This window comes from Chryseobacterium indologenes, from assembly GCF_018362995.1.
Taxonomy (GTDB): Bacteria; Bacteroidota; Bacteroidia; order Flavobacteriales; family Weeksellaceae; genus Chryseobacterium; species Chryseobacterium indologenes_G.
In genome coordinates this window covers 3,460,468-3,484,171 of sequence record NZ_CP074372.1, presented here as the reverse complement: position 1 = coordinate 3,484,171, position 23,704 = coordinate 3,460,468, and the positions used below count along the sequence as shown (strand labels likewise).

Sequence of the window (23,704 nt, the reverse complement as noted above, 5' to 3'; positions counted from 1 at the left end):
TGGACAAATGTAGTCTCATCATATCTTTGCAGCAAGTATGTACTTTTTGGTAATCTACATACCAAAAACATACTAATACTGATTATCAAACCATTGAAAAAATGTTAAAAATAAAAAAAGTCACCAATGAGCCATCCTGTCCTGTTGATTATGCCTTTAAACGGATTGGAGGAAAGTACAAAGGCCGTATTTTATGGTACCTTCATCTGAAGACGATCATGCGTTACGGCGAGCTTCGTAAAACACTTCCTGACATTACCCCTAAAATGCTTACTCAGACTGTCCGGGAGCTGGAAGATGACGGACTCATCCACAGGGAAGTCTATCATGAAGTTCCTCCGAAAGTAGAATATTCTTTAACGGAAACCGGTGCTGAGCTCATCCCTTTTATTGATTATCTGAGACTCTGGGGTGAAAATCAGATTGAAAAAGAGAGAATAAAAGGCTAAAACAGAAACGCGTTTCAACCGGAAAACGGTTACTGTGATTTTTATGCATGGTTCATCTTGCTGCAGCATGATACTTGTCTTTGTCCTCATATTTCTAATGATTAACATTTAAATTCCATAAAACCATGAATGATCATCATGGTTTTTATTTTATGTACAAAGAGGTACCACTGGATATTTTTAATTAAAATAAACAAACCAGCAATTCATATTCATCTGAATATCAAAAAGTCGTAAATTTAGTAAAGGATAAAAACAGTGTTTTCACCCTTTTTTATAGTTGTGCCGTTAGCTAATTTTGTTCCATAAAATTAAAACCATAAAAATGAAAACTTCCTTTTTTACTAAGACTTTAAGTTTGCTCTGTGCAGCATTTATTCTAACCCTCTGTTTATTAAGCTGCACCCGCTGCTCTGAACCACCTAAAGAACCCGTTAGCAACAGTTATAAAAAGAAACTGATCAGCTACCGTGAAGGCCGGGTCCTTTTTAATGAATACACCAGAACCAATCATGAAATTCTCATGAAATACAGAAACGGTGAACCAGACTCCCGATGGTACTGGTTTTCACTGGAAGACATGGAAGGATATATTAAGTATGTAAAAGAAAATGCCAAAAAACAGAAATTAAAAAATCCAGGAATCAGGATCTATATGGGAAAATATCCTATGAATCATCCTAAAAACAGAATGGCGAAACCGGAATATGCAGGTTATCAGACTATATTTTTAGTTCCTACTGCCCAAAAAAGAGAAAGAACCAATGCAATGTCCAGATCAGCCACCACCGAGGAAAATACAGATGTCCCTTCTATAGAATCTATGAATATGACCAATCTGGCACCACCTCCAAAAACCTTGTCAGGAACAATGCCTTAAAAACACAAAATTATGAACTGGAATATTGAAACAGGGAAACAGATATCGATGATCCTATCCATCATAGTGATGCTTTTAATGGTCATAAAATATAGAAAAACCGGAAAGGAAAATTTATTTTTTATTATTGGATATCTGTTGTTTTCCCTGATCGATATTTTCTGTTATTTCTACTTCGACCTGACCAGGCTGCCTACGGACATATTTTATGTAATTGGGTTTTTGATGATTGTTTTCTTTTTGTACTTATTTTATTATTACCAATTACTCTATGTTCCGGTGCTCAAAAAGATACAGACCGTCATTCTGGCTCTTTTTGTCCTTAATATTGCTGTCATGTTTTACACAGAGGATGACCTGCTTCATCATTTTTCTTTTAATATGCTGTATGTAGATATTCTTCTGTTGTTATTTTCAATTATTTTGTTCCTGTACCAAACTTTTAATTCAGATAAAATACTGGGAATCAGCAACTATCTTCCATTCTGGATTTCAGTGGCTTTGCTGATCTTTTTCATCGGAAGTATCCCGATCCTGTTTTTCAGAAACACTGTTTCGGAGAGTATTTATTTCTTTATTTTATTTATGCTGAATCTGATCAGCAATGGTATACTCATATTGGGTTTGATGGGGAACAAACAGGAGAAAATCAGATAAAAACTTCTTAAATATGGAAGAAAATAATTTGGTCATCATCTTTACAATTACCTTATTCATCGTTGTTTTGACAATGATATTCATCTATGCTGTCTTTATCAAGAAAAAAACGACATTACTAATAGAACAAAAGGAAAAAGACCTGCGTTTTGAAAAGGAGCTCGCCACTTCTCAGGTAGAAATGAAGGAGCAGACCTTGAATTATATCGGACAGGAATTACATGATGATCTGGGACAAAAGCTTTCTGTTGTACGACTTCGCCAAAACCAGCTGATTACTAAATTAAAAGGTCCGCAAAAAGAAGATCTTACTGAGCTGAACGAACTGTTGGGAGAATGTATACAAGATATACGAAATCTGTCTAAAACATTAATTACCGAGCAGATTATTCATTTCGGGCTGGCAGAATCCATTGAAAGAGAAGTTCATAGGATCAAAAAACTGAAATTATTAAAAATAGAATTCATTACCCAGAAACAGGATATTGACATTTCTCCAAAACATGGGTTGATCCTATTCAGAATTGTACAGGAAAGTATCAACAATATCCTGAAACATTCCAAAGCCAAAAATGTTTCCATACAAATGGAAGACGACTGTGAAAAATTGCACATCAGCATTTCCGATAACGGAAAAGGCTTTGACACAAGCCTAATTCAGGATGGCTCAGGATTAAAAAACATGGAACTGAGGGCAAAGCTGATTCATGCCGAACTATCTATACACTCAGAACTAAATAAAGGAACACAAACTCTGATAACCTATCATAAAAATTTATTATGAAAACTATTCCCATAGCGATCGTTGATGATCATACCTTAATTTCCAAAGCCCTGGAAAATATGATCACAGAAAACACTCAATATCGGGTCATTATGAATTATCCCAACGGAGAAGAATTTATTGCAGGTGTGGAAAAAGCTTCTGAATTACCCGCTGTAGTCCTGATGGATGTTAATATGCCTTATAAAAACGGTATAGAAACTACAGAATGGCTTACCGAACATTACCCCGACATCAAAGTCATTGCCCTTACCATGGATGATGATGAAAAAGTTCTCATCAGAATGCTGAAGGCAGGTGCTAAGGGATACTTACTGAAAGACATGCAGCCTTCTATCCTCTTTCAGGCTATTGACACTGTATTTGAAAAAGGCAGCTTTTATACTGATTTTGTAGCCCAGAAATTATTGAAAGTAAAAACGGAAGAAATGAAAAATGCTTCTCTTCTTTCTGAACTGAAAGACAGAGAGAAAGAGTTTATAAAGTGGGCTTGCAGTGAACTTACCTATAAAGAGATTGCCGACAAAATGTGCCTGAGTCCTAAAACCATTGATGGCTACCGAGATTCGGTTTTTGTAAAACTGGACATTAAAAACAGAGCAGGTCTGGTACTTTTTGCCTTGAGACATGATCTTTGTTGATTGAATATTCTAATTTTTTAATCTTATTTCTTATACTATAAAATAAACATCTTTACATTCTTTTTACGTATCCGGCAGCTTTTCAAGCTGCCGGATTTTTAATCCATAACATTCTCATATACAACACAAAAGGTGTTTTCCCTTTTTCAAAACACAGTTTTCTCCTCTGTTTTCGTCCTGCGGAATAATGGAATTTTGTCATAGAAAAAAATACAGAAAGGCAGAACCCGAAAAGCCGAAACAGAGTAGGGAATATTTTTAAAACTAATACAATGAAAAAAGCACTTATCGTAGGTATTAATGATTATGCACCCATCGGATATGGAGGTCCGGATCTTAATGGTTGTGTAAATGATGCAAGAGATATGGCAAATACATTGGTAATCTGTGGTTTTAGTCCCGCAAAGATTAAAATCCTGACCAATCAAAATGCAACACGAGCGAATATATTGAACTATCTGAAATCCATGATCAGCACCAGTGTAAAAGGAGATTCTCTTGTTTTTTATTATTCGGGACACGGAACCAGAGTGGCTAATATCGGATCGGATCTGGAACTGGATGGTCTGGACGAAGCTATTTGTCCACATGATTATGCCAATAACGGTGTTATTCGCGATGATGATTTTAAAACAGTTCTCAGCAAGTTGAAAGCGGGAGTCAATATGGAAGTTATTTTCGACTGCTGTTATTCCGGAACAGGAACCCGAAAAATGGACTTAGGACTGGAAGCAGATCTTCTTAACGAAACCGCCCGTTATATTCCACCAATGCTGGAAGATGAATTTTACCTGACCTATGCCAGTGAAATGGAATCTTCTAAAAATGCTAAAAAATCAACTATGCTCACCAAAGCTCTTGTCCCTGTTGTCGGAATGAATCATACTTTATGGGCTGCCGCTAAAGATAATCAGGTTTCTATGGAAGGTAATATCAGCGGGCAGATACGGGGTTACTTCACCTATCATTTCTGTAAAATATTGCGTGCTACCAATGGTAATATTGTTAGAAAAACACTTGATAAACAAGTTGCTATTGCCTTGGCAGCGATGGGAGCAGCTCAGATCAACCAGACAGAAAGCATCACTGCAGAATTTTCACAAAAAATATTCACTTAATCATATCATTATTACAGGCGGAATCCGAAAAGCCATTAAAAGAGTAGGAAAACACTAGATTAAAAATAATAATCATGTCAAAAATCGAAAACAACAACCCAATGACAGCAGAAGAAGTTTTAAGACTTAGAACTGTTAAAGCAAAATCAACTGAAAAACCAGAAGCAGTTGAAAAATTATTTAAGCAGGCTCCCGCTATGGAAACCATCAACGGAAGATCTTTTCCGAAAGGGATGAAAACAATAGGAATGCCTATGGATGAAAAAACAGCAGAAAACAGGACTCTGGAAACCGACCATTTCTATCCTACCCATGCTGATTTTGAATATAATCCAAAGCTTGAACCGAAAAGAGACCGTAAACCAAAATTCATTGACAGAGATTCTTTCCTGACTCCGGAAAATGCAAGAACTATTTTTGGAGCAGATCAGAGAAAAGTATATAATTCTACCGCTTATCCATGGAGATGTGTCGGCAGAGTGGAAAGTTCTTTAGGCTCAGGAAGCGGTGTAATGATCGGGCCAAGACACCTTCTTACCTGTTCTCATATTGTAGACTGGCAGCCTAATAATACTACAGGATGGCTGAAATTCACGCCAATGTATTATAACGGAAGCGCTCCTTACGGAACTGCCTGGGGTACTTTAACATATTACAAATATAAAGTGGCAGGTCCATCTATTGATTCAACAGAAATACAATACGATTATGTAGTGATTGTATTAGACAGACCTATCGGAAACAGCACAGGCTGGTTAGGCTCAAAATCATATTCTGATTCATGGGATGGAGGAGCTTACTGGACCCACGCAGGATATCCGGGAGACCTTACAGGAACACAAAGACCAACGTACCAAACAGGTATCGCACTAGATGGAGATTTCTGGAGTGCCGATGATAACGAAAGCATGAGCCATAAAGCAGATATATGGCCTGGACAAAGCGGAGGTCCTTTTTGGGGATATTGGGACGGCTCTCCGTATGCCGTGGCTACTCAAAGCGCGCATAATCCAAGCGATAATTTTGCAAGTGGGGGCTCAGATTTAGTCAATCTGGTCATCAGAGCTAGAAATGAACATCCTTAATTTATTTTTTTAGTTTAAATCTATAGCCTGCCTTTTGGGGTGGGCTTTTTTGTGATCCTATTCTGTTTTTTGAATAACAAATATTGATGAAGCAAATCCAGACAAAATAGGAAAATACTGAAGATTTAGATTATGAACTATCTGGAAACCATAATAAAATATTTAGCGCAAATGATTAAGTAAGACTTATTTAGAATAGTGGATGTTAATAACTTTTTTTGTGAATAATTTAAGAACAATTTGAGAACAAAAGTTATTATCAATAAAGGATTTCAATAAAATGGTGTTACATATTTCGGGCTCATCAGTGTTTATGATTATAAAAAATTTATGGAGGAATGAATGAACCATTGAATATTTGTACGTACATTTGTTCAACAAAATGATATATCATAATGATATTTTTTCTTTTTTTAAAAGAAAAAACCTCCATAAAGGAGGCTTTTAATTAGAACGTATCCTTATTTGTTTTTCTTAAAAAGCGTCGCAAGCGCTGAGTAAAAATTAATAAGAACCACTATAAGTTCTACTAAAGATTTAAAAAAATCCATTGCGGAAAATTATAAACTCGAGGTCTCAATCTCGAGTTTATTTGTTACAAAGGTCGAAAAAAAGAACTGATTTAGAAAGAGGCAAATACTAATTGATAGACTTTTAACCCTAAAAGTTTTCCACATTTACATGAAACTTGCTCTGTTAGTGGGCTAAACACATTTATTAGGTTTAAATAAATATAATTGCACAGTTATAATTAAACAACAAAAAAACAAAATACCGTAAATAAAAGGAAAAATTATTAAACACGTAATTTTTTTAGTTAATTCTCCTTAGACCACATTAGACATAAATACTTGATAAATTAAGGGATTTTAAATAAAAAAATCAATGTTAGTAATTTAGGACCCTTAATTAAAATACTTCAAAATTTGTCGCCAGAAAAGTTCTCTAAAGAAACAAAAGTTATATACATGTAATAGACTCAGGTCAAAAGCACTTAAATGACTTAAAATTGGTGATGTTTGGGAATAGTTAGACGATACGAAAAGAGAACCAATCAACTACAAAATGGATCTTATATTTAGATTTCTTCTCTTTATTATTTTATCGCTTGGTATAAATTATACGCTTTTTTGCAATCGATAAAAAGAGCAAACCCTATCCAAAATTCTATTTTTAGGAAAGTCACACTCCAAATATTTTAATACATTTGTTTAAAACATATCTCAGATGAATTTCGAGCAGATCAACTTACACCTTGAGGCTTATAAAGAACACAACCAGATTCTGGATGCGGCTAAATACCTTATTCATTCTTTTGATCTGGAACATGAAAACTTTGCAGGGTTTGGATTCAGGGAAGAACTTTCTCCTACCTCAATACTTCTTACTGCAGAAGGTGAATTGGGAGGGCCACAAACGGTGATGATTCCACGAAATTTATTTGATTTTGACCTGAACCTTGTCCTTAATATGGTGGCTCATGAAATGCTTCACGTAAGACAGAAAGCCCCCGGACATGTAATTGAAGACAAAAATGAAAGAGAATTCCAGGCGTATTATGAGATGCTTTTTCATAAAGTTTTTCCACAAGTTCCCGAAGTTTCGGATTTCCATAAAAAATTCTTTGGCGGAAAAGCGTTGGAATATTACAAAAGAATGGGTGAAGGTTCAGAACTACAGCAAAAATATGCAGAACAGAAAACCGAAGTAGAACATTTAATCAACGAATTACCATGACAATAAAACCAGACATCACCTGGGCAGATTTTGAAAAAATAGACATTAGATGTGGAACCATCCTTTCAGTAAATGATTTTGAAAAGGCCAGAAACCCGTCTTACCAGCTGGAAATAGACTTTGGAGACTTAGGAATCAGAAAATCCTCTGCTCAGATTACCTCTCTTTATGAAAAAGAAGACCTTGTAGGAAAGCAAATCTTGGCGGTAGTCAATTTCCCTAAAAAACAGATTGCTAACTTCTTCAGTGAGTGCCTGGTGTTGGGATTATATGGTGAAGACAAAAAAGATGTCACTCTTTTAGCCCCTTCATTACCTGTAAAAAACGGAATGCAGGTAGGATAGACAGCAAATAAAAACACATATGATACAGAACATACCTTTAGAAAGAGTTTTATTCCTTGATATTGAGACCGTTCCACAGGCAGGATCATGGGACGACCTATCTGAAACTGAACAATATCTGTGGGATAAAAAAACAAAATTTCAGCGAAAAGACGAGGTCACTGCTGCAGAATTTTATGAAAGAGCCGGTATTATGGCAGAGTTTGGAAAAATTATCTGCATTACCATCGGAATGGTTGAAAAGAATGATACGTTGAAGATAAAAAGCTTTTCCGGACACGATGAAAAGAAAATGCTTCAGGAATTTGGTGAAATCTTCAACAGTCCAAGGCTTCACAATGTTATTCTCTGTGCTCATAATGGAAAGGAATTTGATTTCCCATGGATTGCCAGACGATATCTTATTAACGGGATGCTGCCACCTGCCCCATTTCAGATGTTTGGAAAGAAACCCTGGGAGGTTCCTCACATAGATACTATGGAACTATGGAAGTTCGGGGATTATAAAAGTTTTGTATCACTGGAATTACTGGCGCATGTCTTTGGAATTCCTACTCCGAAAGATGATATTGACGGCTCAATGGTTTCATCAATTTACTACATAGAAAAAGACTTGCAGAGAATTGTAGACTATTGTGAAAAAGATGTCTTAACTTTGGCAAATATTTTCCGGCGCATGCGTCAGGAAGATTTGTTGAAAAGGAATATCAATCTAGATTAAAAAATGAAATTTACAGACGATCAAATTGCTGACATTGGTGAGGAAATCATTGGTGTACTGAAAACCGTATATGACCCCGAAATTCCGGTAGATATTTACGAATTAGGACTGATTTACGATGTTCAGATCTCCGATGATGCTGACGTAAAAATTATAATGACCCTTACTACTCCCAACTGTCCTGTTGCAGAAACTCTTCCTCAGGAAGTAAAAGATAAAGTGGCTGAAGTAGAACATGTGAATAGTGTAGATTTAGAGCTGACTTTTGAACCGAGCTGGAATAAGGATATGATGAGTGAAGAGGCGAAGTTTGAATTAGGAATGCTATAAATCAGGAAATAATGGCAAAGAAAATTGGAGCGATAGTTCTTGCTTTTCTCGGTATTTATATGCTCTATTTAGGAGCGCAGATGAAAGCACAGCCTCCTTTTATTACAGGAATCGGCTTCATCATTATTTCTCTGTTTCACTTGAGTAAAAAATAAGTACAACGTAATATGTACCCATAAAAAAGGATGTCTTATCGGACATCCTTTCTTATTTTCTATAATTAGATTTCTTTTGCTATTTCTTTTCCTTCTCTCCTGCTCCATTCACTCCATGAACCTACATACAGATCCGGCATCGGGAATCCTGCATAATCCAGGGCTAAGATCGTATGACATGCAGTAACACCTGAACCACAGTGAATGATCATATGCTCAGGTTTACCCTCTAATAAATGCCTGTATTTTTCTTTTAAAATTTCCGGACTCAGGAAATTTCCGTTCTCATCAAGATTTTCAGAAAAAGGAATATTGATTGCTCCCGGAATATGGCCGGCAACAAGATCAATGGGCTCTGATTCTCCTTTGTACCGGTAAGCATCTCTTACATCAATAACAGTAGAAGAATTATTATTCAAGTCACTTTCAACAATTTCAAGACTGGAAACCGGAAGACTCCAGTGATCTTTTTTGATTAAAGAAGCTTTATCAAATATCTCTTCTCCTGAAGAAAACTCCAGTCCGCTTTTTTCTGCAGCCTGTATTCCGCCATCCAGGACCTGTACATTTTCAAACCCAAAAGATCTTAACATCCACCAGGCTCTTGCCGCTGCATTTGAAGCATTTTTATCATCATACACAATGATGTGAGAGTTTTCAGCGATTCCAAGATTTGAAAGTGTTTCTGCAAATTTTTCTACGGAAGGAAGCGGATGCCTTCCCCCAAAAGCAGCATTCTCTCCAATCTCAGCCAAATCTTTATCCAGATCAATGAATCTGGCTCCTTTAATATGTCTTTCAAGATAGTTCTGCTTTACCTCTTTTCCTGTTCTTGCATCAAGAATAACAAGGTTTTCTGTCGGGATATTTTTAAGTTCGGATGGGGAGATTATTGGAGACATTTTGTTGATTTTGGAATTAATACTAAATATGACTATGGACACAATCCATTATATTTGAACACATTAAGATGATAAATAGTTCAGCGTATTTTTGTCATTCCGTAGGAATCTTAATTTCATTATTGAAAAAAAATAATCCGGATTCCTACGGAATGACAAATTGAACCTTATACCATCTTAAGATCTATTTAAGTTGCTAGATCAATGAAATTTATGATTTATTCTTAAAAATGAAAAATATCCTTTGCTTTATTGTAAGAGCTTTCAAAGTTCAGGAGATTCAGTTTATGTTCTGCTTTTTCAACACTCATAAAATTGATCACCTGTTCAGTAGGCATATTTCCTACAAGATCATCTTTAGCCATAGGGCATCCTCCGATACCTTTAATAGCACTGTCAAATCTTCTGCAGCCTTTATCATAAGCCGCTTTCAATTTTGAATAAGAATCTTCATAACGGTTATGAAAGTGCCCACCGAAGTTAATTTCAGGATATTTTGAAGGTATTTTTTCAAACAAAAGAGCAATCGTCTCAGGAGTTGCCACACCTGTTGTATCTGACAATAAGATATCTTTCACTCCTATATCTGAAAATCTTTGTGCCCACTGATCTACATCTTCCCACTTCCACATTTCACCGTATGGGTTTCCAAAGGCCATAGAGAAATAGATATTCAGCTGTTTTCCTTCGTTTTTTACCAGTTCAAGCATTTTAATAATTTCATCAAAAGCTTCTTCCTGACTTTTATTCGTATTTCTATGCTGAAAAGTTTCGGAGATCGAGAACGGAAAACCCAAAATATCAACGGACTGGTGCTTCAATGCTTTTTCAGCACCTCTGTAATTGCCAATAATTGCGGAAACTTTAGTTTTGGAGCGTGATTTGTCAATATTTTTGGCTACCTCATCAGAGTCAGCCATTTGCGGAATTGCTTTAGGGGAAACAAAACTCAGACAATCCAATACATCAAAGCCAACATCCATCAAGGAGTTGATATAATCTATTTTTTTATCGGTAGGGATAAATTCTCCCCATCCCTGCATTGCATCTCTAGGACATTCGGTAAGAAACATTGTTACTTTTTGATTTTCTCAAATATAATAAAACTAAACTACTTAGTATATTGTACACACAAAGCTAACATTATTTTGATTTTCAAAGTTTTATCTCTGATTAATAATTTCAATAACTGATATTAAATCGCAAATAACGTATTCTCAGCATCAAATTTGCTAACTTTGTTAAAATTTATGATTATCTGATGAGTACAATAGAATTCAACCCATTGTGGAAAGAAAAATTACTGAACCGTTTTCTTAGCTATGTAAAAATATATTCAACCAGCGATGCAGAGAGCGAAACAACACCTTCTACTCCTCGCCAGTGGAATATTGCCAATTATATTACTGAAGAGCTAAAAACCATCGGCCTGGAAAATGTTTCAATTGATGAGCATGGTTATATTATGGGATATGTTCCTTCTAACCTTGAAAATGATGACAGACCTACCATCGGATTTATTTCACACTATGACACTTCACCGGACTTCAGCGGAGAAAATGTAAAGCCTCAGGTTTGGGAAAATTATGACGGAAATGACCTTCTTCTGAACCAGACTACAGGATTCACATTATCTCCTTCAAGATTTGAAAGTTTAAAAAAATATATCGGCCAGACCTTAATTACTACTGACGGAAATACGCTTCTTGGTGCTGATGATAAAGCGGGTTGTGCAGAGATTGTAACAGCGGCGGAATATCTTATCGCTCACCCTGAGATTAAACACGGAAGAATTGCAATAGGATTTACTCCGGATGAAGAGATCGGAAGAGGAGCGCATAAATTTGATGTAGCTAAATTTGGCGCAGAATGGGCTTATACAATGGACGGTGGAGAAGTTGGAGAATTGGAGTATGAAAACTTTAATGCGGCAGGAGCTGTGGTAAAAATCCACGGATTGAGCGTTCACCCGGGTTATGCTTACGGAAAAATGATCAATGCAGCACTTTTAGCGGCTGAGTTTGCTCAAATGCTTCCGGCTAATGAAACGCCTTCAACGACAAAAGGTTTTGACGGGTTCTACCACTTAATGGATATCACGGCAGATATTTCTGAAGCTAAACTTCAATACATTATCCGTGATCATGATGCAGATAAATTTGAAGCCAGAAAGAAATTCATGGAAGAGAAGATTGCTGAATTCAATCAAAAGCACGGTGAAGGAACTGCTGAAGTGGAGATCAAAGAGCAATACAGAAATATGAAGCAGCAGTTTGAAGGTAAAATGCACATTGTAGATCTTGCCGCAAAAGCAATGACTGAAGCTGGTATTGAGCCTAAGATCAAAGCGATCAGAGGGGGAACAGATGGGGCCCAGCTTTCTTATATGGGACTTCCATGCCCGAATATTTTCGCAGGGGGAATCAACTTCCACGGACCCTACGAATATGTAGCTTTGGAAAGTATGGAAAAAGCAACTGAAGTAATTATTAATATTGTAAAAGCTTAATAAATCATGAAAAAGGTCTTAGCATCAGCATTCATTTTCACTTTTATTTTCGGCAGTGCCCAGATTTCTGAATTTCAAAGGGCAGATTCACGCTATGAAAGAAAGAAAACAGCTCTGTATAACAAATATCCTAAGCCTAATGATTTAAGAACGAAGAAAGAATGGCTTTTGACAGAAGATAAAATAGCAGCTTACAAAGATGCTTTGGATAAAGCTTCTCTTGAAGATCAGAAAATGATCGCTGCAGATCCTCCTTCAAAAGCAAAAGTCACTAAAGAAGCTGAATATGATAAAGGCAAAGCAGGCTTTCAAAAATTATTATATGAAGCTGTGGAACTTGATTTTTTAAACTTTTCTCCGGATACCTACAAAGCAACAATAACTTTTGTTGTTGATTCTAAAGGAAACGCTCTGGATCCCAATGTAAAAGGAAATAATGAAGATGTAAATGCATTTATTGAAGCGGCTTTTTACCGTATGAAAGATAAAGGCAAATGGAAACCCGCAGAAGACAAAGGAAAACCAGTTTCGTCAAATGTTTCTGTTCCTTTAACATTGACTTTTAAAAAATAATATACAGAACCCGCTACAGTGATAGCGGGTTTTTCTTTTCTATATTAAAAAAACATCATTGAATTCATTATGTTATTGATACTAATTTAACATTATTCTTTTGTATGTATTAAATAATTCACCTAATTTAGATAAAACTTAAAATCACTGTATATGAAAATGAAATCTAACCACTTCAAAATCAACAGAAAATTTTACTTTACTTTTCTTTTATCTATTTTCTGTTTGTTTCTTTTAACGTCTTGTTCTCAGGATGATCCCGCCGATCAGCCTGTTGAAAAACCCGCAGAGTCTGTTCAAATGAAGACTTTGGGAAATCTGACTTTACAGAAGAATGTTATTATTCTGAATGATGAATCGGTCAATGCAATTTCTACCCATAATGACGGCGAAATCACATTTAGCCGTATGACCCCGCAAACAGACAGTATTTCGGTAGGAACCGTAATTGTAGGGACTAAAATAGAAGGCGATCAGGTGAACACCATTCTTTCAAAAGTAAGCGCTGTTTCAAAATTGAATAACCAGTTTAAAGTGCAAACTTCCAGTGCAAAACTTGAAGAATTTATCTATAGCGGAACACTGAGCGGAGTGTATGATCCATCCGGTAAAGCTCCCGTTAATATTGATGGAAGAATGGTTAATTACATCCCTGTAGAAGGTATGATCTCTGAGCAAATCAACCAAAAAATACTTTCTATTGAAGCAAAAAATATTCAAAACCAGAAAATAATTGCTTTCAACCGTTTTGATTTTAATAAAACCTTTTCATTCCCATTATCTTCAGCAGGCACTTCAACGGTAAATGTAAAAGGAGGATTTACACCAAAAATTGATTATAATATCACATTCTCATGGGGACACTTATCCAACTTCTATGTTAACCTCATTATGGATGACATCAAGCTTCAGAGCACTGCAAGTATTGTCGGAAGCTTAGGATATACAGCAAGCACAACAGATTATCTGAATATTCCTATTGTTCCTATCGTTTTAGGACCTACAGGACTGATCTTAAGCCCTACTCTTTCTGCCGGTCCTTTTCTTGGAGTACAGGCTACAGGAAAGGTACAGGCACAACTTCTGGATCTTGAAGGAAATGCTAACTTCCTTGTAAGCAAAAATCCAGAGATTAATATTAATCTTCAAAAGAAATCAGAACCTGCTATAACTGGCGCAGAAGGAAACTTATCTGCTGAAGCAGGCCTAGAAGCAAAAGGAGCTGTAGGACTGATGTTTATTTCTATTCCAATTGCCAATTCCGGATTAAGAGGAAGAGCTTCTGCCCTTTCGTCCTTAGGATTGACATTTATTCCTGAAAGAAAAGGTGTTATTTCTGTAAAAGGTAAAATTCAGGCTGATATGTTTTATGGTTTCGGAATAGCTCCTCTCAGATATGAAGGTACCATTCCTCTTTTCAAAAAAGAATATATGCTGTATCAAAAGAATTTCAGTTTCTAAAACAAAACTTTCTATCTATCATAAGAAAGCCGCTCTTGTAGTGGCTTTCTTCATATAATGTATCTGCATACAATTCATTTCCAATTCATTAAGACAATTTTATTATATTTACAAGGATGTACAATTTTAAACAATAACATTTAACACCAAATTAATCATGAAAACAATGAAAAAACTTTTGAGAAAGGACTTATCTGCAATTCTGGGCAGCGGAATAGATGGCTGTCATATGGGAGGCAACTCTTATAATTGTCAGGACGACTGCCAATGTGCCTGGGGATATGCATGCGAAATGTATGAAGACGGAAATCCCGGACAATGCATCGCTGTAGGCGGTGGCGGAAATCCCGGCGGCGGCGGATGCAATCCTCCTTCCATTTGTGAAGAGCAGCCTTATTAATAAACAGAAATCGGGAGTAGTAATACTTCCGGTTTTTTATTTTCATCCGGAAATGGGTCTTGGTCCAAACATCTCTGCCATTCATCAAATAAAATTTCATACTGTGCTTCATCAATGTTGTTTTGCAACATATTTTTTAACACAATTAATTATGAAGCAGCAATTTTTCGCTCTAAGTACATTGTTATTATGTATTTTTTACGGTATAGAAACAAAAGCACAACAAGCTCCGGCTTTTCACATTGGGGTCAAGGGAGGGGCAAACTTTACAAAAACCTCAACGGAATCTTCTTTGGAAGGGAAATATGGACTCGGCTATCAGGCAGGAGTAATGACAAGAGTAGATCTCGGAAAGCTATATCTACAAGGAGAAGCTCTGTTCAACAAAAGAAAGACATTATACACATCCCAAGACGGAAGCTCTTCAAAACTTTCATGGAACGCTATTGATATTCCTGTGGTGGTAGGATATAAACTGATTAAAGCAGATGATTTTAATGTAAGAGTATTTGCCGGAGGTGTTTACAGCTACGCCTTTAACAATAAAGTATCTACTTCTCAGGCTTTTCAGGAGGGATTTAAAAATTTTGACAAATCCAATATTGGCATTACGGGAGGTGTTGGAGTAGATTATAAGAATTTCACGGCAGATCTTAGGTATGAAACCGGTCTTTCAGGCATCAGTAAAGACTTTAAGTCCAAACCCCACAGTTTTTCCCTCGGAATAGGTTATTTCCTGTTCTAAAAAACTTAAATTATCTTTACCCATTAGAAACTGTTTTCCCTGCAGTTTCTAATTTTTTTTATCAAATTATTTCCTATTCCATGACAAAATCTTTTGTTTTCAAAGAATACATATTTACTTTTATTTTCTGGCTTGCTCTTGCTATCGTATTATGGTGTAATCTCCAGATCACTACAGATAAATACCTTGCTATGATTCAAGCTGTTATAATTGCAGTTTCTTCTTTTACATTCACCCATTCTTTAACCAATAAGTTTCTTCCGAAAGCCCTGCGGGAAAAAAAGATGAAACAGTTTTTGATACAGGTAGTAATTGTTATTCTCATATTGGGCCTGATCTTCGCTGTTATTTTTACTTATCTTGAAGTCACTCCAAAAAATCATCTTCCACTGAGTTTTTCGGATCAGCTGCCTATTTTATGGCAAGGCTTCTACATGTCTTTACCAGCCTCATTTCTTATCACCGGAGTAGCGTGTGGTATAAAATTTTATAAGGAACACGGAAGGATAGAGCGTGATCACATTCTTCTCCAACAGGCGCATCTGGAAAACCAGCTTAAACTTTTACAGGATCAGATCAACCCTCATGTTGTATTCAATATTCTGAATCATATTCATATTCTGATGAAAACGGATACACAGCTTGCAGACTTTTTACTGATGAAGTTTTCGGATATTCTCCGGTATCAGCTGTATCATTGTAATCAGCCACTGGTACCTTTGGATAAAGATATTGAATACCTTCAGAATCTTGTTGAGGTAGAAAAATTGAGATGGGGAAATGAACTGGATGTAAAGGCTTCATGGGAAATGGATAACAGAAAAGCTTTTATAGCTCCTTTGCTTCTGGTTCCTTTTATTGAAAATGCCTTTAAGTATGTATGCAGGCTACCCGGCCATAAGGGATATGTGAAAATTTCCTGTAAAGAAAAAGACAACAACCTCTATTTCTATGTTGAAAATTCCTATTCAGATATGGCAACCCATAAAAAGAAAGAAGGAGTTGGCGGAATTGGCCTTCAAAATGTAAAAAAACGTTTAAAGCTGCAATATCCTGACTCTCACGATCTGAAAATTGAAACGGATCATCATATTTTTAAAATAACTTTACTACTAACGCTATCTGACCATCATGAGCTCTAATATTCCTAAAATGAAATGCCTGATTATAGATGATGAACCTCTTGCAAGATTCCATCTTAAAGAACTGGCTGGTCAAATTGATTTTTTATCGGTTGAAGGAACCTGTGCCACCGCACTGGAAGCAGATGCCAAAGTAAAGGAAAGCGAAATAGATCTTCTTTTCCTGGATATCAACATGCCTTATCTTACCGGTCTGGAATTTCTGGAACAGCTGGAAAATCCGCCTTCGTGTATTCTTACCACAGCGTATTCTGAATACGCTTTGGAGGGATTCCGTCTGCAGGTTGTTGATTATCTTTTAAAACCCATTGCTTTTAACCGTTTTTATCAGGCGGTAAACAAGGCTCAGCAACAGTTTATCATCAGAGAAAAATTAAAAAAGAATTCTCCTCTGGATGATCCATTTCTGTATGTAAGGCAGTCTGACTCCTTTATTAAGGTTTCCTGGGTAGATATTCTGTACATTGAAAGTATGCAGAATTATACCAAACTTCATTTTAAAGACAAGTCACTGGTTATTCATCAGACGATGAAAGCGATTGAAGAATCCCTTCCTTCAGATCATTTTTTCAGGATTCACAAATCTTACCTCATCAATATCACCCATATCGATATGATCTCCGGAGGACGGCTTTTCATTAATAAAACTGAGCTTCCTATTTCCCGTACCCGAAAAGAAGAATTGCTTAATCAGGTAGTGTATAAGAAACTGATCAGCAAGTAAATAAATAACTTATCATAAAAAAGGAAGGCGTATAAAAATATTATACGCCTTCCTTTTTAGTATTTATGGCAGATTCCAGCGCAGTGACACTGCAGCGTAGAATGTACTTGCAAATCTTGGATCTGCTATTTTTTTGTCTTTGAAAATGCTGCTGATTTTCCTGTCATTTTCGCTGAAACTTCTCAGTATTGCCGTTCCACCTGTTACACGTAACGTAAGTTTATCATTGATTTTCAATTCAGGTCTGAGTCCTGCAGTGATCTGCTGATAACCTAGCAGCATAGATTTTCCGCCTACATTTCTCTCTGCTGTCATCCCGTTAAGATCTACAACAGCTTTTAAAGCAAATTTGTCTGAAAACAGATACCCGGCTTCCATTCCTTGCGGGAAATTGATGTTGAATTTAATTTTTCCGTTGGTTTTCCAATCAAAATAAATCCATGGTAAAATCATAGGAACTCCAAAAGCCGTGGTAAGCACCGGCCCTCCTCCCAATGAAAGATTAGGGTTAAAGTGTCTGATAAACAAAATTCCTCCCTGCCCCAGCACATCATCAAAACTGACTTTTTCAAGGTCTGTATACACTCCCACGGATGCCGTCATCATCATACTCCACTTTTTTCCCAAAGGTCTCATATGTTGTATTCCCACCTGCGCATTCAGCATCTCATCCGGAAATAATCGGGTTTCATAATTTTTATGGGTCATCTTTGCATAAGATCCGCTCAACAGCATAGACCACGACCTTACTTTTCCGTCGGTATCTTTTTTTACAGATAGCGGAATACTGAGGTTAAGATCTATTCTTTTAAAATCACTTTTGGAATTCGTCTTTGTACTGTCTTCAGGGCGGATGTAGTTGGAGCCCGGAATATATTCTGTCTTCAGTTCTGCAGAGATTCCGGATTGTGCACTTACCCAATATCCTAATGGCAATAAACAGCATAATACCGTCGAAAGGGTTCTTTTCATATTTTAAATTTTATGCAAAGAGAACCCTTTGGTAATTTTTCACAAAAATTACTTGATTAAGTGTCTGGATTGTATGACAACAGGATCAAATAAGAGGATGAGTTTCCGGATTAGAACTGGTATTTACACTTTCTTTTTTTTGAGTTTTAAAAATACGATACCCGAACCAAACGGCAATCAATGCCATTGCAGAACGTGTTACCACCATTGGAATGATAGAATCTGCTTCTAAAAATCCCAGTAATGCTGACATTAAAAATGTAACCATCAGCTGCATAAACCCCAGTAATGCTGCCGCTGTACCTCTTCCTTCTTTAAACGGAGAAAGTGCATGGGCGGAGGTAATTGGGAACAAAATACCGATAGCCAGCAATGACAGATACAGCATTGCAATTTCCAGGGCTACGGAAACGTTTTCAGCAGCAACCAGAATATGAAGAGAACATACCACCAGTAATACAATAGTAGCCGTAAATAACAGTGCTGAATTACTTATTCTTTTGATCAGCTTAGGAGTAATATAGGCAGCTGTGATCAATGCTAATGAGTTAAAAGCAAAAATAAAACTGAATGTACTGCTCGAAAACCCATGGATCTCCATAAATAAAAACGGTGCATTTGAAATGTAAATAATAAGGGATGCAAACGCAATACTTCCTACCATGGTACTGTTGATAAAATCTTTGTTGGAAATGATCATTTTCAGCTGATCTTTTAATCCTTTTTCATTTATCAGTTCTTCGTCAGGAAGATTGATTCTGCTATTGGTTTCCGGTACATATTTGTATACCATGAAAACCGTGATGAGTCCCATGATGCATAAAAAGGCAAAAGAGCTGTTCCAGCCCCAGAATTTAAGGAAAACACTTCCCAGTAACGGAGCTACAATAGGAGCAATTCCACTGATCTGAGACTGCTGGGAAAATATGGTTACCGATTTCTGTTTATCATAAAGATCAATAATAATTGCCCTGCCGATAACAATTCCGGCACTTCCTCCGAACGCCTGCAGAAAACGCATTGCCCATAACACATAAATATCTGAGGTAAAATAGATAGCCGTTGCTCCTATAATAAAAAGTAAAAGCCCACAATACAGCATGGGTTTTCGTCCTTTTTTATCGGATAAAGGTCCCCATAGCAATTGTCCGAAGGCAAACCCGGCAAAGAACACCGAGATGGATATCTGAATATGCCCGATATCGGTATTAAAAATTTTAGCCATACTTGGGAAAGCGGGAAGATAAAGATCTATACTTAGTGACTCCAAGGTGTTGAGCAGTGCCAAAATAAACACTACAATATTCAAATTCTTCTTCATAAATAATATAAGCCTTCACAGGCGGTTTTTCAGCTGCAAAGTTGCTTTAAAAAGCGTCATATTTCAATAAAAGAACTGAAGGAAGTATAGGACAAACTGAAGATTTAAATGAAAAAGTAAATGAAAAATATTAATTTAAGACAATCAATATAGTAAATATTGAGGATTATCTTTTTTCATTATTCTTAAAGCTGTCAGGATTTTGATGAGTATGTTTCTTGAAAAACCTTGAAAAATATGAAGCATCATTAAAACCGAGTTTAAAAGCAATTTCCTTCACCGTAAGAGCGCCAAAGCTAAGTTCTCTTTTGGCTTCCAGGATAAGACGCTGGGAAATCATTTTTTTGACTGTTGTTCCTCTCAAAAGGCGCACAATATCATTAAGGTGGTGCGTACTTATCTTTAATTGACCAGCGTAGAAACCTGTTTCTCTGTGCATTATATAATGCCTCTCAATAAGCCCCACCAGTTCCTGAATGCGTTGACGGTCATTCAATAAAGGTTCCTGGGGATGAATTTGCTCTCCGATGATGATACAGAATGCTTTCAGATATGTCTTTAAGAGTTCCGTCCTTGATGCAGCTTTATATTCCTGCTCAATCAGTGATATAAGGGTACTGCAGATCTTTTCATTTTCCGGATTTAAAAAAAAGGGAAGCTCACCTCCTGTAAGTACAGATTCTATATCACAGGCCTCATTGAAAATTTCCCTGCTTATGGCCATTGCATATCCCTCTTCACCTTCCAGCTTCATATTGAATGCCTGTCCCGGTGCAATGATACAGATCTGATTATTCTCAAGCTGATAGCTTTCAAAATCCAGTTCTAAACGGCTGTTTTCATACACGCTCCTGAACCAGATGATTTCAAAAAAATTATGCCGGTGAACATCATGAAAATTCTCAGGGCCTGCTGCACTCAAAGTGCTCATCTGAAATTCTTCAGAAGTGAGATGATGAACCGGGATTTCTTTTTCTGGTGTAATCATTACTGTATGATAAAGTAATTAACTATAAATAAAAACCACAGCAAAAAAAGTGCTGCGGTTTTCTTACAATATTTAAAATTAAATATAATTTTTCAGTTTTATTTATTTAAAAAGGCATCCCAACCTTGGGCAGTCAATGCTACCAGCTGGTTAGATCCTCTTGCTACCATAAAGTTTCCATCTTCTTTTTCTACAGCATGTCCTATAATGGTAAAATCCGGGTGATTTTTAATTTTATCAAAATCATCTGGCGAGATCGTGAACAGAAGTTCATAATCTTCACCACCGCTTAAAGCAGTCATTACCGGATTCAAATTCATTTCATCCGCGGTAGAAATCGTAAGATTATCCAATGGTACTTTTTCTTCATACAATCTGAATCCTACTTTTGACTGATCTGAAAGGTGAAGGATTTCTGAAGCCAGACCGTCTGAAATATCGATCATAGAAGTTGGCTTTATATCCAGTTCTTCCAGAATCGCCTTCACGTCTGTTCTTGCTTCAGGCTTCAATTGTCTTTCCAGGATATAGTCGTAACCTTCCATTTCCGGCTGCATATTCGGATCTGCAAGATATACAGCATGTTCTCTTTCCAGAATCTGTAATCCCATGTAAGCACCACCCAAATCTCCGGTTACCACAAGAAGATCATTAGGTTTTGCTCCACTTCTTTTTACGATATTTTCTTCATTTTCAATTCCTACAGCGGTAATGCTCATTACCAGCCCTGAATTGGAACTTGTAGTATCTCCTCCAATCAGATCAACTTTGTATCTTCCACAAGCAGCCTGAATTCCGGAATAGATTTCTTCTAAAGCTTCTACCGGAAAACGGTTAGAAACGGCAAGGGATACCAATATCTGTGTAGGAGTTGCATTCATGGCTGCAATATCACTAAGGTTAACTACTACCGCTTTATATCCTAAGTGCTTCAATGGTACATACCCAAGATTGAAGTGTACTCCTTCCGCCAGTACGTCTGTGGTAAGAACTACTTTTTTGTTATCAGGATTGATAACTGCGGCATCATCTCCTACTCCAAGCTCCGAAGATTCATTGGATAGCGGAAAATACTCTGTCAAATGTTTAATAAGACCGAACTCTCCTAATTTTGAAATGGGCGTCAGCTCCTGTGATTTATCTTCAAACATAATTTCTGTTTATAAGTGATCGTTGATAAATGATAATTGATCCATCAAGAATGTAATTCATCAACATCTTTGAACAATTATCATTCATCATTTATATATTAATTTCTGCCGGGTCGATATTGTGTGGGTGGAAAGGAAATTTTTTGAAATCTTCTTTCGATAATACAACAGTTTCCGGGCTTTTATACTTATTCATTGCTTCCACTACATCATCCGGCGGAGTGGTCATTTTTCTAAGCATCATATCAATCCATACTCCTGTAGCTTCTGCAGTGGCGCAGTGCATACCATCCGGTGTATAGAATTTGTGTACGAAGCGGTAGATAGAAGAATCTTCAGCACATCCGTCTATTTCCACACTTACAATAACTATCTGATCTGCGTATATTTCTTTGAAGAAAGAATATCTTTCGTGCAGGATTACAGGACCAATTCCCCATCTGCTTAGCTGGGTTACTCCCATTTTCTCTTTAGTCATAAAAGCCATTCTGGCTTGCGCACAATATTGTACATATGATGAATTGGCTAAGTGCTTATTAGCATCAAGATCGCTCCATCGCACTTCAAATTTATGGTAGAAAATCATTTGAAAATCGTTTTTGGGTATTATAAAATAATAATCTTCAAAAATACTCAAATAAGATGGTTTATAAAAATTGTACTTTTGAAAAAATAATCTTCCGCATAGGATTACATATACATGAAACAGATCATTATTATCGGAGGCGGTGCTGCAGGCTTTTTCTGTGCATCCAATCTTGACGAAAAGAAATATACAATTACAATTTTAGAACAGAACTCAGATGTCCTTCAGAAAGTTAAAATTTCCGGAGGCGGACGCTGTAATGTGACTCATGCATGTTTTGATCCAAGAGAGCTTGTTCAGTTTTATCCTCGTGGAAATAAGGAACTGCTGAGTGTTTTCAGCAAATTTCAGCCTGGGGACACCATGGAATGGTTTGACCAGCGTAATGTTCCGTTGAAAATTGAAAATGATAACAGAACTTTCCCTGAAAGTAACTCTTCCCAGACGATCATCAATACTTTTCTGAATGAAGCGCAAAAGAAAAATGTCTCTATAAAAACAAAATGTACAGTAAAAGAGATTGAAAAGCAGGATGAAAAATATCTCGTAAAAACCAATTCAGGGGATTTTGAGGCTGATTATATCGTATATACCACCGGAAGCTCTCCAAAATCTTTAAAAATGGTTGAAAATCTGGGACATAAGATTGTAGACCTTGTTCCTTCCCTTTTTACCTTTAACATTAAAGATGAATTGCTGAAAGATCTTCCGGGAACAAGCTTTGAAAATGCAGGAATTTCTATTCCTAAACTCAAAACTGAAGAAAGCGGCCCTTTACTTATTACCCATTGGGGACTTTCCGGGCCTGCTGTTCTGAAAATTTCTGCCTGGGAAGCCATAAGTCTGGCAAAACTTAAATATAACTTTGAAATTGAGGTTAATTTTATCTCCATAGAAATGGACGAAGCGGAAGAAATCTTCCATCATTTTAAACAAAGTAATCCTAAGAAAACTATCGGGCAGTCTAAGATCTTTGATATTACCAACAGATTCTGGCAGAAGATTTTAGATATTTCAAAAGTTGACCTCAACAAACAGGTAGCTAATATTTCCGGAAAAGAAATGCAGAAAATATTAGAAAATCTTTGCAAAAAGAAGTTCCAGGTGACCGGAAAATCAACTTTTAAAGATGAATTTGTGACAGCCGGAGGTGTTGATTTAAAGGAAATTAACTTTAAAAACATGTCTTCAAAACTGCTTCCTAATTTCTATATCGCCGGAGAGGTTTTGAATATTGACGCCGTGACCGGAGGATTCAATTTCCAGGCATGCTGGAGTGAGGGATGGCTGATTGCACAGGATATCAATAGTTTATAAAAAAATATTACT

At 36.6% G+C, this 23,704-nt stretch carries 27 protein-coding genes; 20 read left to right on the top strand and 7 right to left on the bottom strand.

Translation table 11 applies throughout. From position 1 onward, the window contains the following. Positions 1 to 101 precede the first annotated feature (101 nt). The 12 genes from DYR29_RS15840 (at position 102) to DYR29_RS15785 (ending at position 8,901) form a co-directional block, all read left to right on the top strand. Complete coding sequence (locus DYR29_RS15840; protein ID WP_213277625.1) at positions 102 to 449, top strand: winged helix-turn-helix transcriptional regulator; 348 nt, start codon at positions 102 to 104, stop codon at positions 447 to 449. 325 nt (positions 450 to 774) lie between these two features. Continuing rightward, a complete protein-coding gene (locus tag DYR29_RS15835) occupies positions 775 to 1,329 on the top strand; it encodes a hypothetical protein (RefSeq protein WP_213277624.1) in 555 nt (184 codons plus the stop codon). A gap of 12 nt (positions 1,330 to 1,341) precedes the next feature. Further along, a complete protein-coding gene (locus DYR29_RS15830) occupies positions 1,342 to 1,986 on the top strand; it encodes a hypothetical protein (RefSeq protein ID WP_213277623.1) in 645 nt (214 codons plus the stop codon). A gap of 13 nt (positions 1,987 to 1,999) precedes the next feature. Further along, a complete protein-coding gene (locus DYR29_RS15825; RefSeq protein WP_213277622.1) occupies positions 2,000 to 2,770 on the top strand; it encodes a sensor histidine kinase in 771 nt (256 codons plus the stop codon). Next, positions 2,767 to 3,411, top strand: coding sequence for a response regulator transcription factor (locus DYR29_RS15820; RefSeq protein ID WP_213277621.1), 645 nt, complete (start codon positions 2,767 to 2,769; stop codon positions 3,409 to 3,411). The genes DYR29_RS15825 and DYR29_RS15820 overlap by 4 nt, the downstream gene beginning before the upstream one ends. 272 nt (positions 3,412 to 3,683) lie before the next feature. Continuing rightward, positions 3,684 to 4,529, top strand: a complete 846-nt coding sequence (locus DYR29_RS15815; RefSeq protein ID WP_213277620.1) for a caspase family protein — start codon at positions 3,684 to 3,686, stop codon at positions 4,527 to 4,529. Positions 4,530 to 4,603: 74 nt separating this feature from the next. After that, on the top strand, positions 4,604 to 5,614 hold the full coding sequence (locus DYR29_RS15810; protein ID WP_213277619.1) for a trypsin-like serine peptidase: 1,011 nt from the start codon (positions 4,604 to 4,606) through the stop codon (positions 5,612 to 5,614). Between the two features lie 1,227 nt (positions 5,615 to 6,841). After that, positions 6,842 to 7,351, top strand: coding sequence for a hypothetical protein (locus DYR29_RS15805; protein WP_213277618.1), 510 nt, complete (start codon positions 6,842 to 6,844; stop codon positions 7,349 to 7,351). Then, positions 7,348 to 7,695 (top strand): tRNA-binding protein, encoded by a 348-nt coding sequence (locus DYR29_RS15800; RefSeq protein WP_213277617.1) that lies wholly within the window; start codon positions 7,348 to 7,350, stop codon positions 7,693 to 7,695. Before DYR29_RS15805 ends, DYR29_RS15800 begins: the two co-directional genes overlap by 4 nt. A gap of 19 nt (positions 7,696 to 7,714) precedes the next feature. Then, positions 7,715 to 8,416 (top strand): 3'-5' exonuclease, encoded by a 702-nt coding sequence (locus tag DYR29_RS15795; RefSeq protein ID WP_213277616.1) that lies wholly within the window; start codon positions 7,715 to 7,717, stop codon positions 8,414 to 8,416. Positions 8,417 to 8,419: 3 nt separating this feature from the next. Then, entirely contained in the window at positions 8,420 to 8,746 is a 327-nt protein-coding gene (locus DYR29_RS15790) for an SUF system Fe-S cluster assembly protein (RefSeq protein ID WP_047422116.1), read from the top strand. A gap of 11 nt (positions 8,747 to 8,757) precedes the next feature. Then, complete coding sequence (locus DYR29_RS15785; protein ID WP_167498823.1) at positions 8,758 to 8,901, top strand: hypothetical protein; 144 nt, start codon at positions 8,758 to 8,760, stop codon at positions 8,899 to 8,901. Between the two features lie 65 nt (positions 8,902 to 8,966). Here DYR29_RS15785 and DYR29_RS15780 read toward each other — a convergent pair whose 3' ends face one another. Both DYR29_RS15780 and DYR29_RS15775 read right to left on the bottom strand, forming a co-directional pair. Continuing rightward, positions 8,967 to 9,803, bottom strand: a complete 837-nt coding sequence (locus DYR29_RS15780; protein WP_213277615.1) for a sulfurtransferase — start codon at positions 9,801 to 9,803, stop codon at positions 8,967 to 8,969. A 224-nt stretch (positions 9,804 to 10,027) separates the two neighbouring features. Beyond that, on the bottom strand, positions 10,028 to 10,876 hold the full coding sequence (locus DYR29_RS15775) for a hydroxymethylglutaryl-CoA lyase (RefSeq protein ID WP_213277614.1): 849 nt from the start codon (positions 10,874 to 10,876) through the stop codon (positions 10,028 to 10,030). 188 nt (positions 10,877 to 11,064) lie between these two features. Here DYR29_RS15775 and pepT point away from each other — a divergent pair, with 188 nt between their 5' ends. The 7 genes from pepT to DYR29_RS15740 all read left to right on the top strand — a co-directional run bounded on the left by pepT (position 11,065) and on the right by DYR29_RS15740 (position 17,357). Then, on the top strand, positions 11,065 to 12,312 hold the full coding sequence (gene pepT / locus DYR29_RS15770) for a peptidase T (RefSeq protein ID WP_213277613.1): 1,248 nt from the start codon (positions 11,065 to 11,067) through the stop codon (positions 12,310 to 12,312). Positions 12,313 to 12,318: 6 nt separating this feature from the next. After that, positions 12,319 to 12,885, top strand: a complete 567-nt coding sequence (locus DYR29_RS15765; protein ID WP_213277612.1) for a hypothetical protein — start codon at positions 12,319 to 12,321, stop codon at positions 12,883 to 12,885. 153 nt (positions 12,886 to 13,038) lie between these two features. Next, positions 13,039 to 14,346 carry a hypothetical protein gene (locus DYR29_RS15760; protein WP_213277611.1) on the top strand — a complete coding sequence of 436 codons (1,308 nt, stop codon included), beginning with the start codon at positions 13,039 to 13,041 and terminating at the stop codon, positions 14,344 to 14,346. Between the two features lie 166 nt (positions 14,347 to 14,512). Then, positions 14,513 to 14,746: a hypothetical protein gene (locus tag DYR29_RS15755; protein WP_213277610.1), complete on the top strand. Its 234-nt coding sequence runs from the start codon at positions 14,513 to 14,515 to the stop codon at positions 14,744 to 14,746. 151 nt (positions 14,747 to 14,897) lie between these two features. Next, on the top strand, positions 14,898 to 15,491 hold the full coding sequence (locus DYR29_RS15750) for a porin family protein (RefSeq protein ID WP_213277609.1): 594 nt from the start codon (positions 14,898 to 14,900) through the stop codon (positions 15,489 to 15,491). Positions 15,492 to 15,571: 80 nt separating this feature from the next. After that, a complete protein-coding gene (locus tag DYR29_RS15745) occupies positions 15,572 to 16,633 on the top strand; it encodes a sensor histidine kinase (RefSeq protein WP_213277608.1) in 1,062 nt (353 codons plus the stop codon). After that, positions 16,623 to 17,357 carry a LytR/AlgR family response regulator transcription factor gene (locus DYR29_RS15740; protein WP_213277607.1) on the top strand — a complete coding sequence of 245 codons (735 nt, stop codon included), beginning with the start codon at positions 16,623 to 16,625 and terminating at the stop codon, positions 17,355 to 17,357. Before DYR29_RS15745 ends, DYR29_RS15740 begins: the two co-directional genes overlap by 11 nt. A gap of 63 nt (positions 17,358 to 17,420) precedes the next feature. Here the strand turns inward: DYR29_RS15740 and DYR29_RS15735 are convergent, their stop codons facing one another. From DYR29_RS15735 to DYR29_RS15715, 5 genes are all read right to left on the bottom strand, one after another. Next, positions 17,421 to 18,329 carry a DUF6268 family outer membrane beta-barrel protein gene (locus DYR29_RS15735; protein WP_213277606.1) on the bottom strand — a complete coding sequence of 303 codons (909 nt, stop codon included), beginning with the start codon at positions 18,327 to 18,329 and terminating at the stop codon, positions 17,421 to 17,423. A gap of 85 nt (positions 18,330 to 18,414) precedes the next feature. Next, on the bottom strand, positions 18,415 to 19,650 hold the full coding sequence (locus tag DYR29_RS15730; protein ID WP_213277605.1) for a multidrug effflux MFS transporter: 1,236 nt from the start codon (positions 19,648 to 19,650) through the stop codon (positions 18,415 to 18,417). A gap of 166 nt (positions 19,651 to 19,816) precedes the next feature. Further along, entirely contained in the window at positions 19,817 to 20,638 is an 822-nt protein-coding gene (locus tag DYR29_RS15725; RefSeq protein ID WP_213277604.1) for a helix-turn-helix domain-containing protein, read from the bottom strand. Between the two features lie 98 nt (positions 20,639 to 20,736). Further along, complete coding sequence (gene thiL / locus DYR29_RS15720; protein WP_213277603.1) at positions 20,737 to 21,789, bottom strand: thiamine-phosphate kinase; 1,053 nt, start codon at positions 21,787 to 21,789, stop codon at positions 20,737 to 20,739. A 91-nt stretch (positions 21,790 to 21,880) separates the two neighbouring features. Next, the gene (locus DYR29_RS15715; protein ID WP_047422103.1) at positions 21,881 to 22,375 is read right to left on the bottom strand and encodes an acyl-CoA thioesterase; all 495 of its coding nucleotides are present in this window, start codon (positions 22,373 to 22,375) and stop codon (positions 21,881 to 21,883) included. A gap of 114 nt (positions 22,376 to 22,489) precedes the next feature. On the opposite strand from DYR29_RS15715, the gene DYR29_RS15710 reads away from it, so the two are divergent. Next, positions 22,490 to 23,692 carry an NAD(P)/FAD-dependent oxidoreductase gene (locus DYR29_RS15710; protein WP_213277602.1) on the top strand — a complete coding sequence of 401 codons (1,203 nt, stop codon included), beginning with the start codon at positions 22,490 to 22,492 and terminating at the stop codon, positions 23,690 to 23,692. The last annotated feature ends 12 nt before the right edge of the window (positions 23,693 to 23,704 follow it).

What these genes read in the sequence shown, in the direction of transcription:
- DYR29_RS15765 (WP_213277612.1), top strand. Translation starts at nt 12,319, where the DNA reads ATGAAAAAGGTCTTAGCATCAGCATTCATTTTCACTTTTATTTTCGGC.
- DYR29_RS15745 (WP_213277608.1), top strand. Translation starts at nt 15,572, where the DNA reads ATGACAAAATCTTTTGTTTTCAAAGAATACATATTTACTTTTATTTTC.
- DYR29_RS15730 (WP_213277605.1), bottom strand. Translation starts at nt 19,650, where the DNA reads ATGAAGAAGAATTTGAATATTGTAGTGTTTATTTTGGCACTGCTCAAC.
- DYR29_RS15785 (WP_167498823.1), top strand. Translation starts at nt 8,758, where the DNA reads ATGGCAAAGAAAATTGGAGCGATAGTTCTTGCTTTTCTCGGTATTTAT.
- DYR29_RS15830 (WP_213277623.1), top strand. Translation starts at nt 1,342, where the DNA reads ATGAACTGGAATATTGAAACAGGGAAACAGATATCGATGATCCTATCC.
- DYR29_RS15790 (WP_047422116.1), top strand. Translation starts at nt 8,420, where the DNA reads ATGAAATTTACAGACGATCAAATTGCTGACATTGGTGAGGAAATCATT.
- DYR29_RS15740 (WP_213277607.1), top strand. Translation starts at nt 16,623, where the DNA reads ATGAGCTCTAATATTCCTAAAATGAAATGCCTGATTATAGATGATGAA.
- DYR29_RS15760 (WP_213277611.1), top strand. Translation starts at nt 13,039, where the DNA reads ATGAAAATGAAATCTAACCACTTCAAAATCAACAGAAAATTTTACTTT.
- DYR29_RS15755 (WP_213277610.1), top strand. Translation starts at nt 14,513, where the DNA reads ATGAAAAAACTTTTGAGAAAGGACTTATCTGCAATTCTGGGCAGCGGA.
- DYR29_RS15725 (WP_213277604.1), bottom strand. Translation starts at nt 20,638, where the DNA reads ATGATTACACCAGAAAAAGAAATCCCGGTTCATCATCTCACTTCTGAA.
- DYR29_RS15800 (WP_213277617.1), top strand. Translation starts at nt 7,348, where the DNA reads ATGACAATAAAACCAGACATCACCTGGGCAGATTTTGAAAAAATAGAC.
- DYR29_RS15810 (WP_213277619.1), top strand. Translation starts at nt 4,604, where the DNA reads ATGTCAAAAATCGAAAACAACAACCCAATGACAGCAGAAGAAGTTTTA.
- DYR29_RS15825 (WP_213277622.1), top strand. Translation starts at nt 2,000, where the DNA reads ATGGAAGAAAATAATTTGGTCATCATCTTTACAATTACCTTATTCATC.
- DYR29_RS15710 (WP_213277602.1), top strand. Translation starts at nt 22,490, where the DNA reads ATGAAACAGATCATTATTATCGGAGGCGGTGCTGCAGGCTTTTTCTGT.
- DYR29_RS15805 (WP_213277618.1), top strand. Translation starts at nt 6,842, where the DNA reads ATGAATTTCGAGCAGATCAACTTACACCTTGAGGCTTATAAAGAACAC.
- DYR29_RS15735 (WP_213277606.1), bottom strand. Translation starts at nt 18,329, where the DNA reads ATGAAAAGAACCCTTTCGACGGTATTATGCTGTTTATTGCCATTAGGA.
- DYR29_RS15815 (WP_213277620.1), top strand. Translation starts at nt 3,684, where the DNA reads ATGAAAAAAGCACTTATCGTAGGTATTAATGATTATGCACCCATCGGA.
- thiL (WP_213277603.1), bottom strand. Translation starts at nt 21,789, where the DNA reads ATGTTTGAAGATAAATCACAGGAGCTGACGCCCATTTCAAAATTAGGA.
- DYR29_RS15835 (WP_213277624.1), top strand. Translation starts at nt 775, where the DNA reads ATGAAAACTTCCTTTTTTACTAAGACTTTAAGTTTGCTCTGTGCAGCA.
- DYR29_RS15780 (WP_213277615.1), bottom strand. Translation starts at nt 9,803, where the DNA reads ATGTCTCCAATAATCTCCCCATCCGAACTTAAAAATATCCCGACAGAA.
- pepT (WP_213277613.1), top strand. Translation starts at nt 11,065, where the DNA reads ATGAGTACAATAGAATTCAACCCATTGTGGAAAGAAAAATTACTGAAC.
- DYR29_RS15820 (WP_213277621.1), top strand. Translation starts at nt 2,767, where the DNA reads ATGAAAACTATTCCCATAGCGATCGTTGATGATCATACCTTAATTTCC.
- DYR29_RS15840 (WP_213277625.1), top strand. Translation starts at nt 102, where the DNA reads ATGTTAAAAATAAAAAAAGTCACCAATGAGCCATCCTGTCCTGTTGAT.
- DYR29_RS15750 (WP_213277609.1), top strand. Translation starts at nt 14,898, where the DNA reads ATGAAGCAGCAATTTTTCGCTCTAAGTACATTGTTATTATGTATTTTT.
- DYR29_RS15795 (WP_213277616.1), top strand. Translation starts at nt 7,715, where the DNA reads ATGATACAGAACATACCTTTAGAAAGAGTTTTATTCCTTGATATTGAG.
- DYR29_RS15715 (WP_047422103.1), bottom strand. Translation starts at nt 22,375, where the DNA reads ATGATTTTCTACCATAAATTTGAAGTGCGATGGAGCGATCTTGATGCT.
- DYR29_RS15775 (WP_213277614.1), bottom strand. Translation starts at nt 10,876, where the DNA reads ATGTTTCTTACCGAATGTCCTAGAGATGCAATGCAGGGATGGGGAGAA.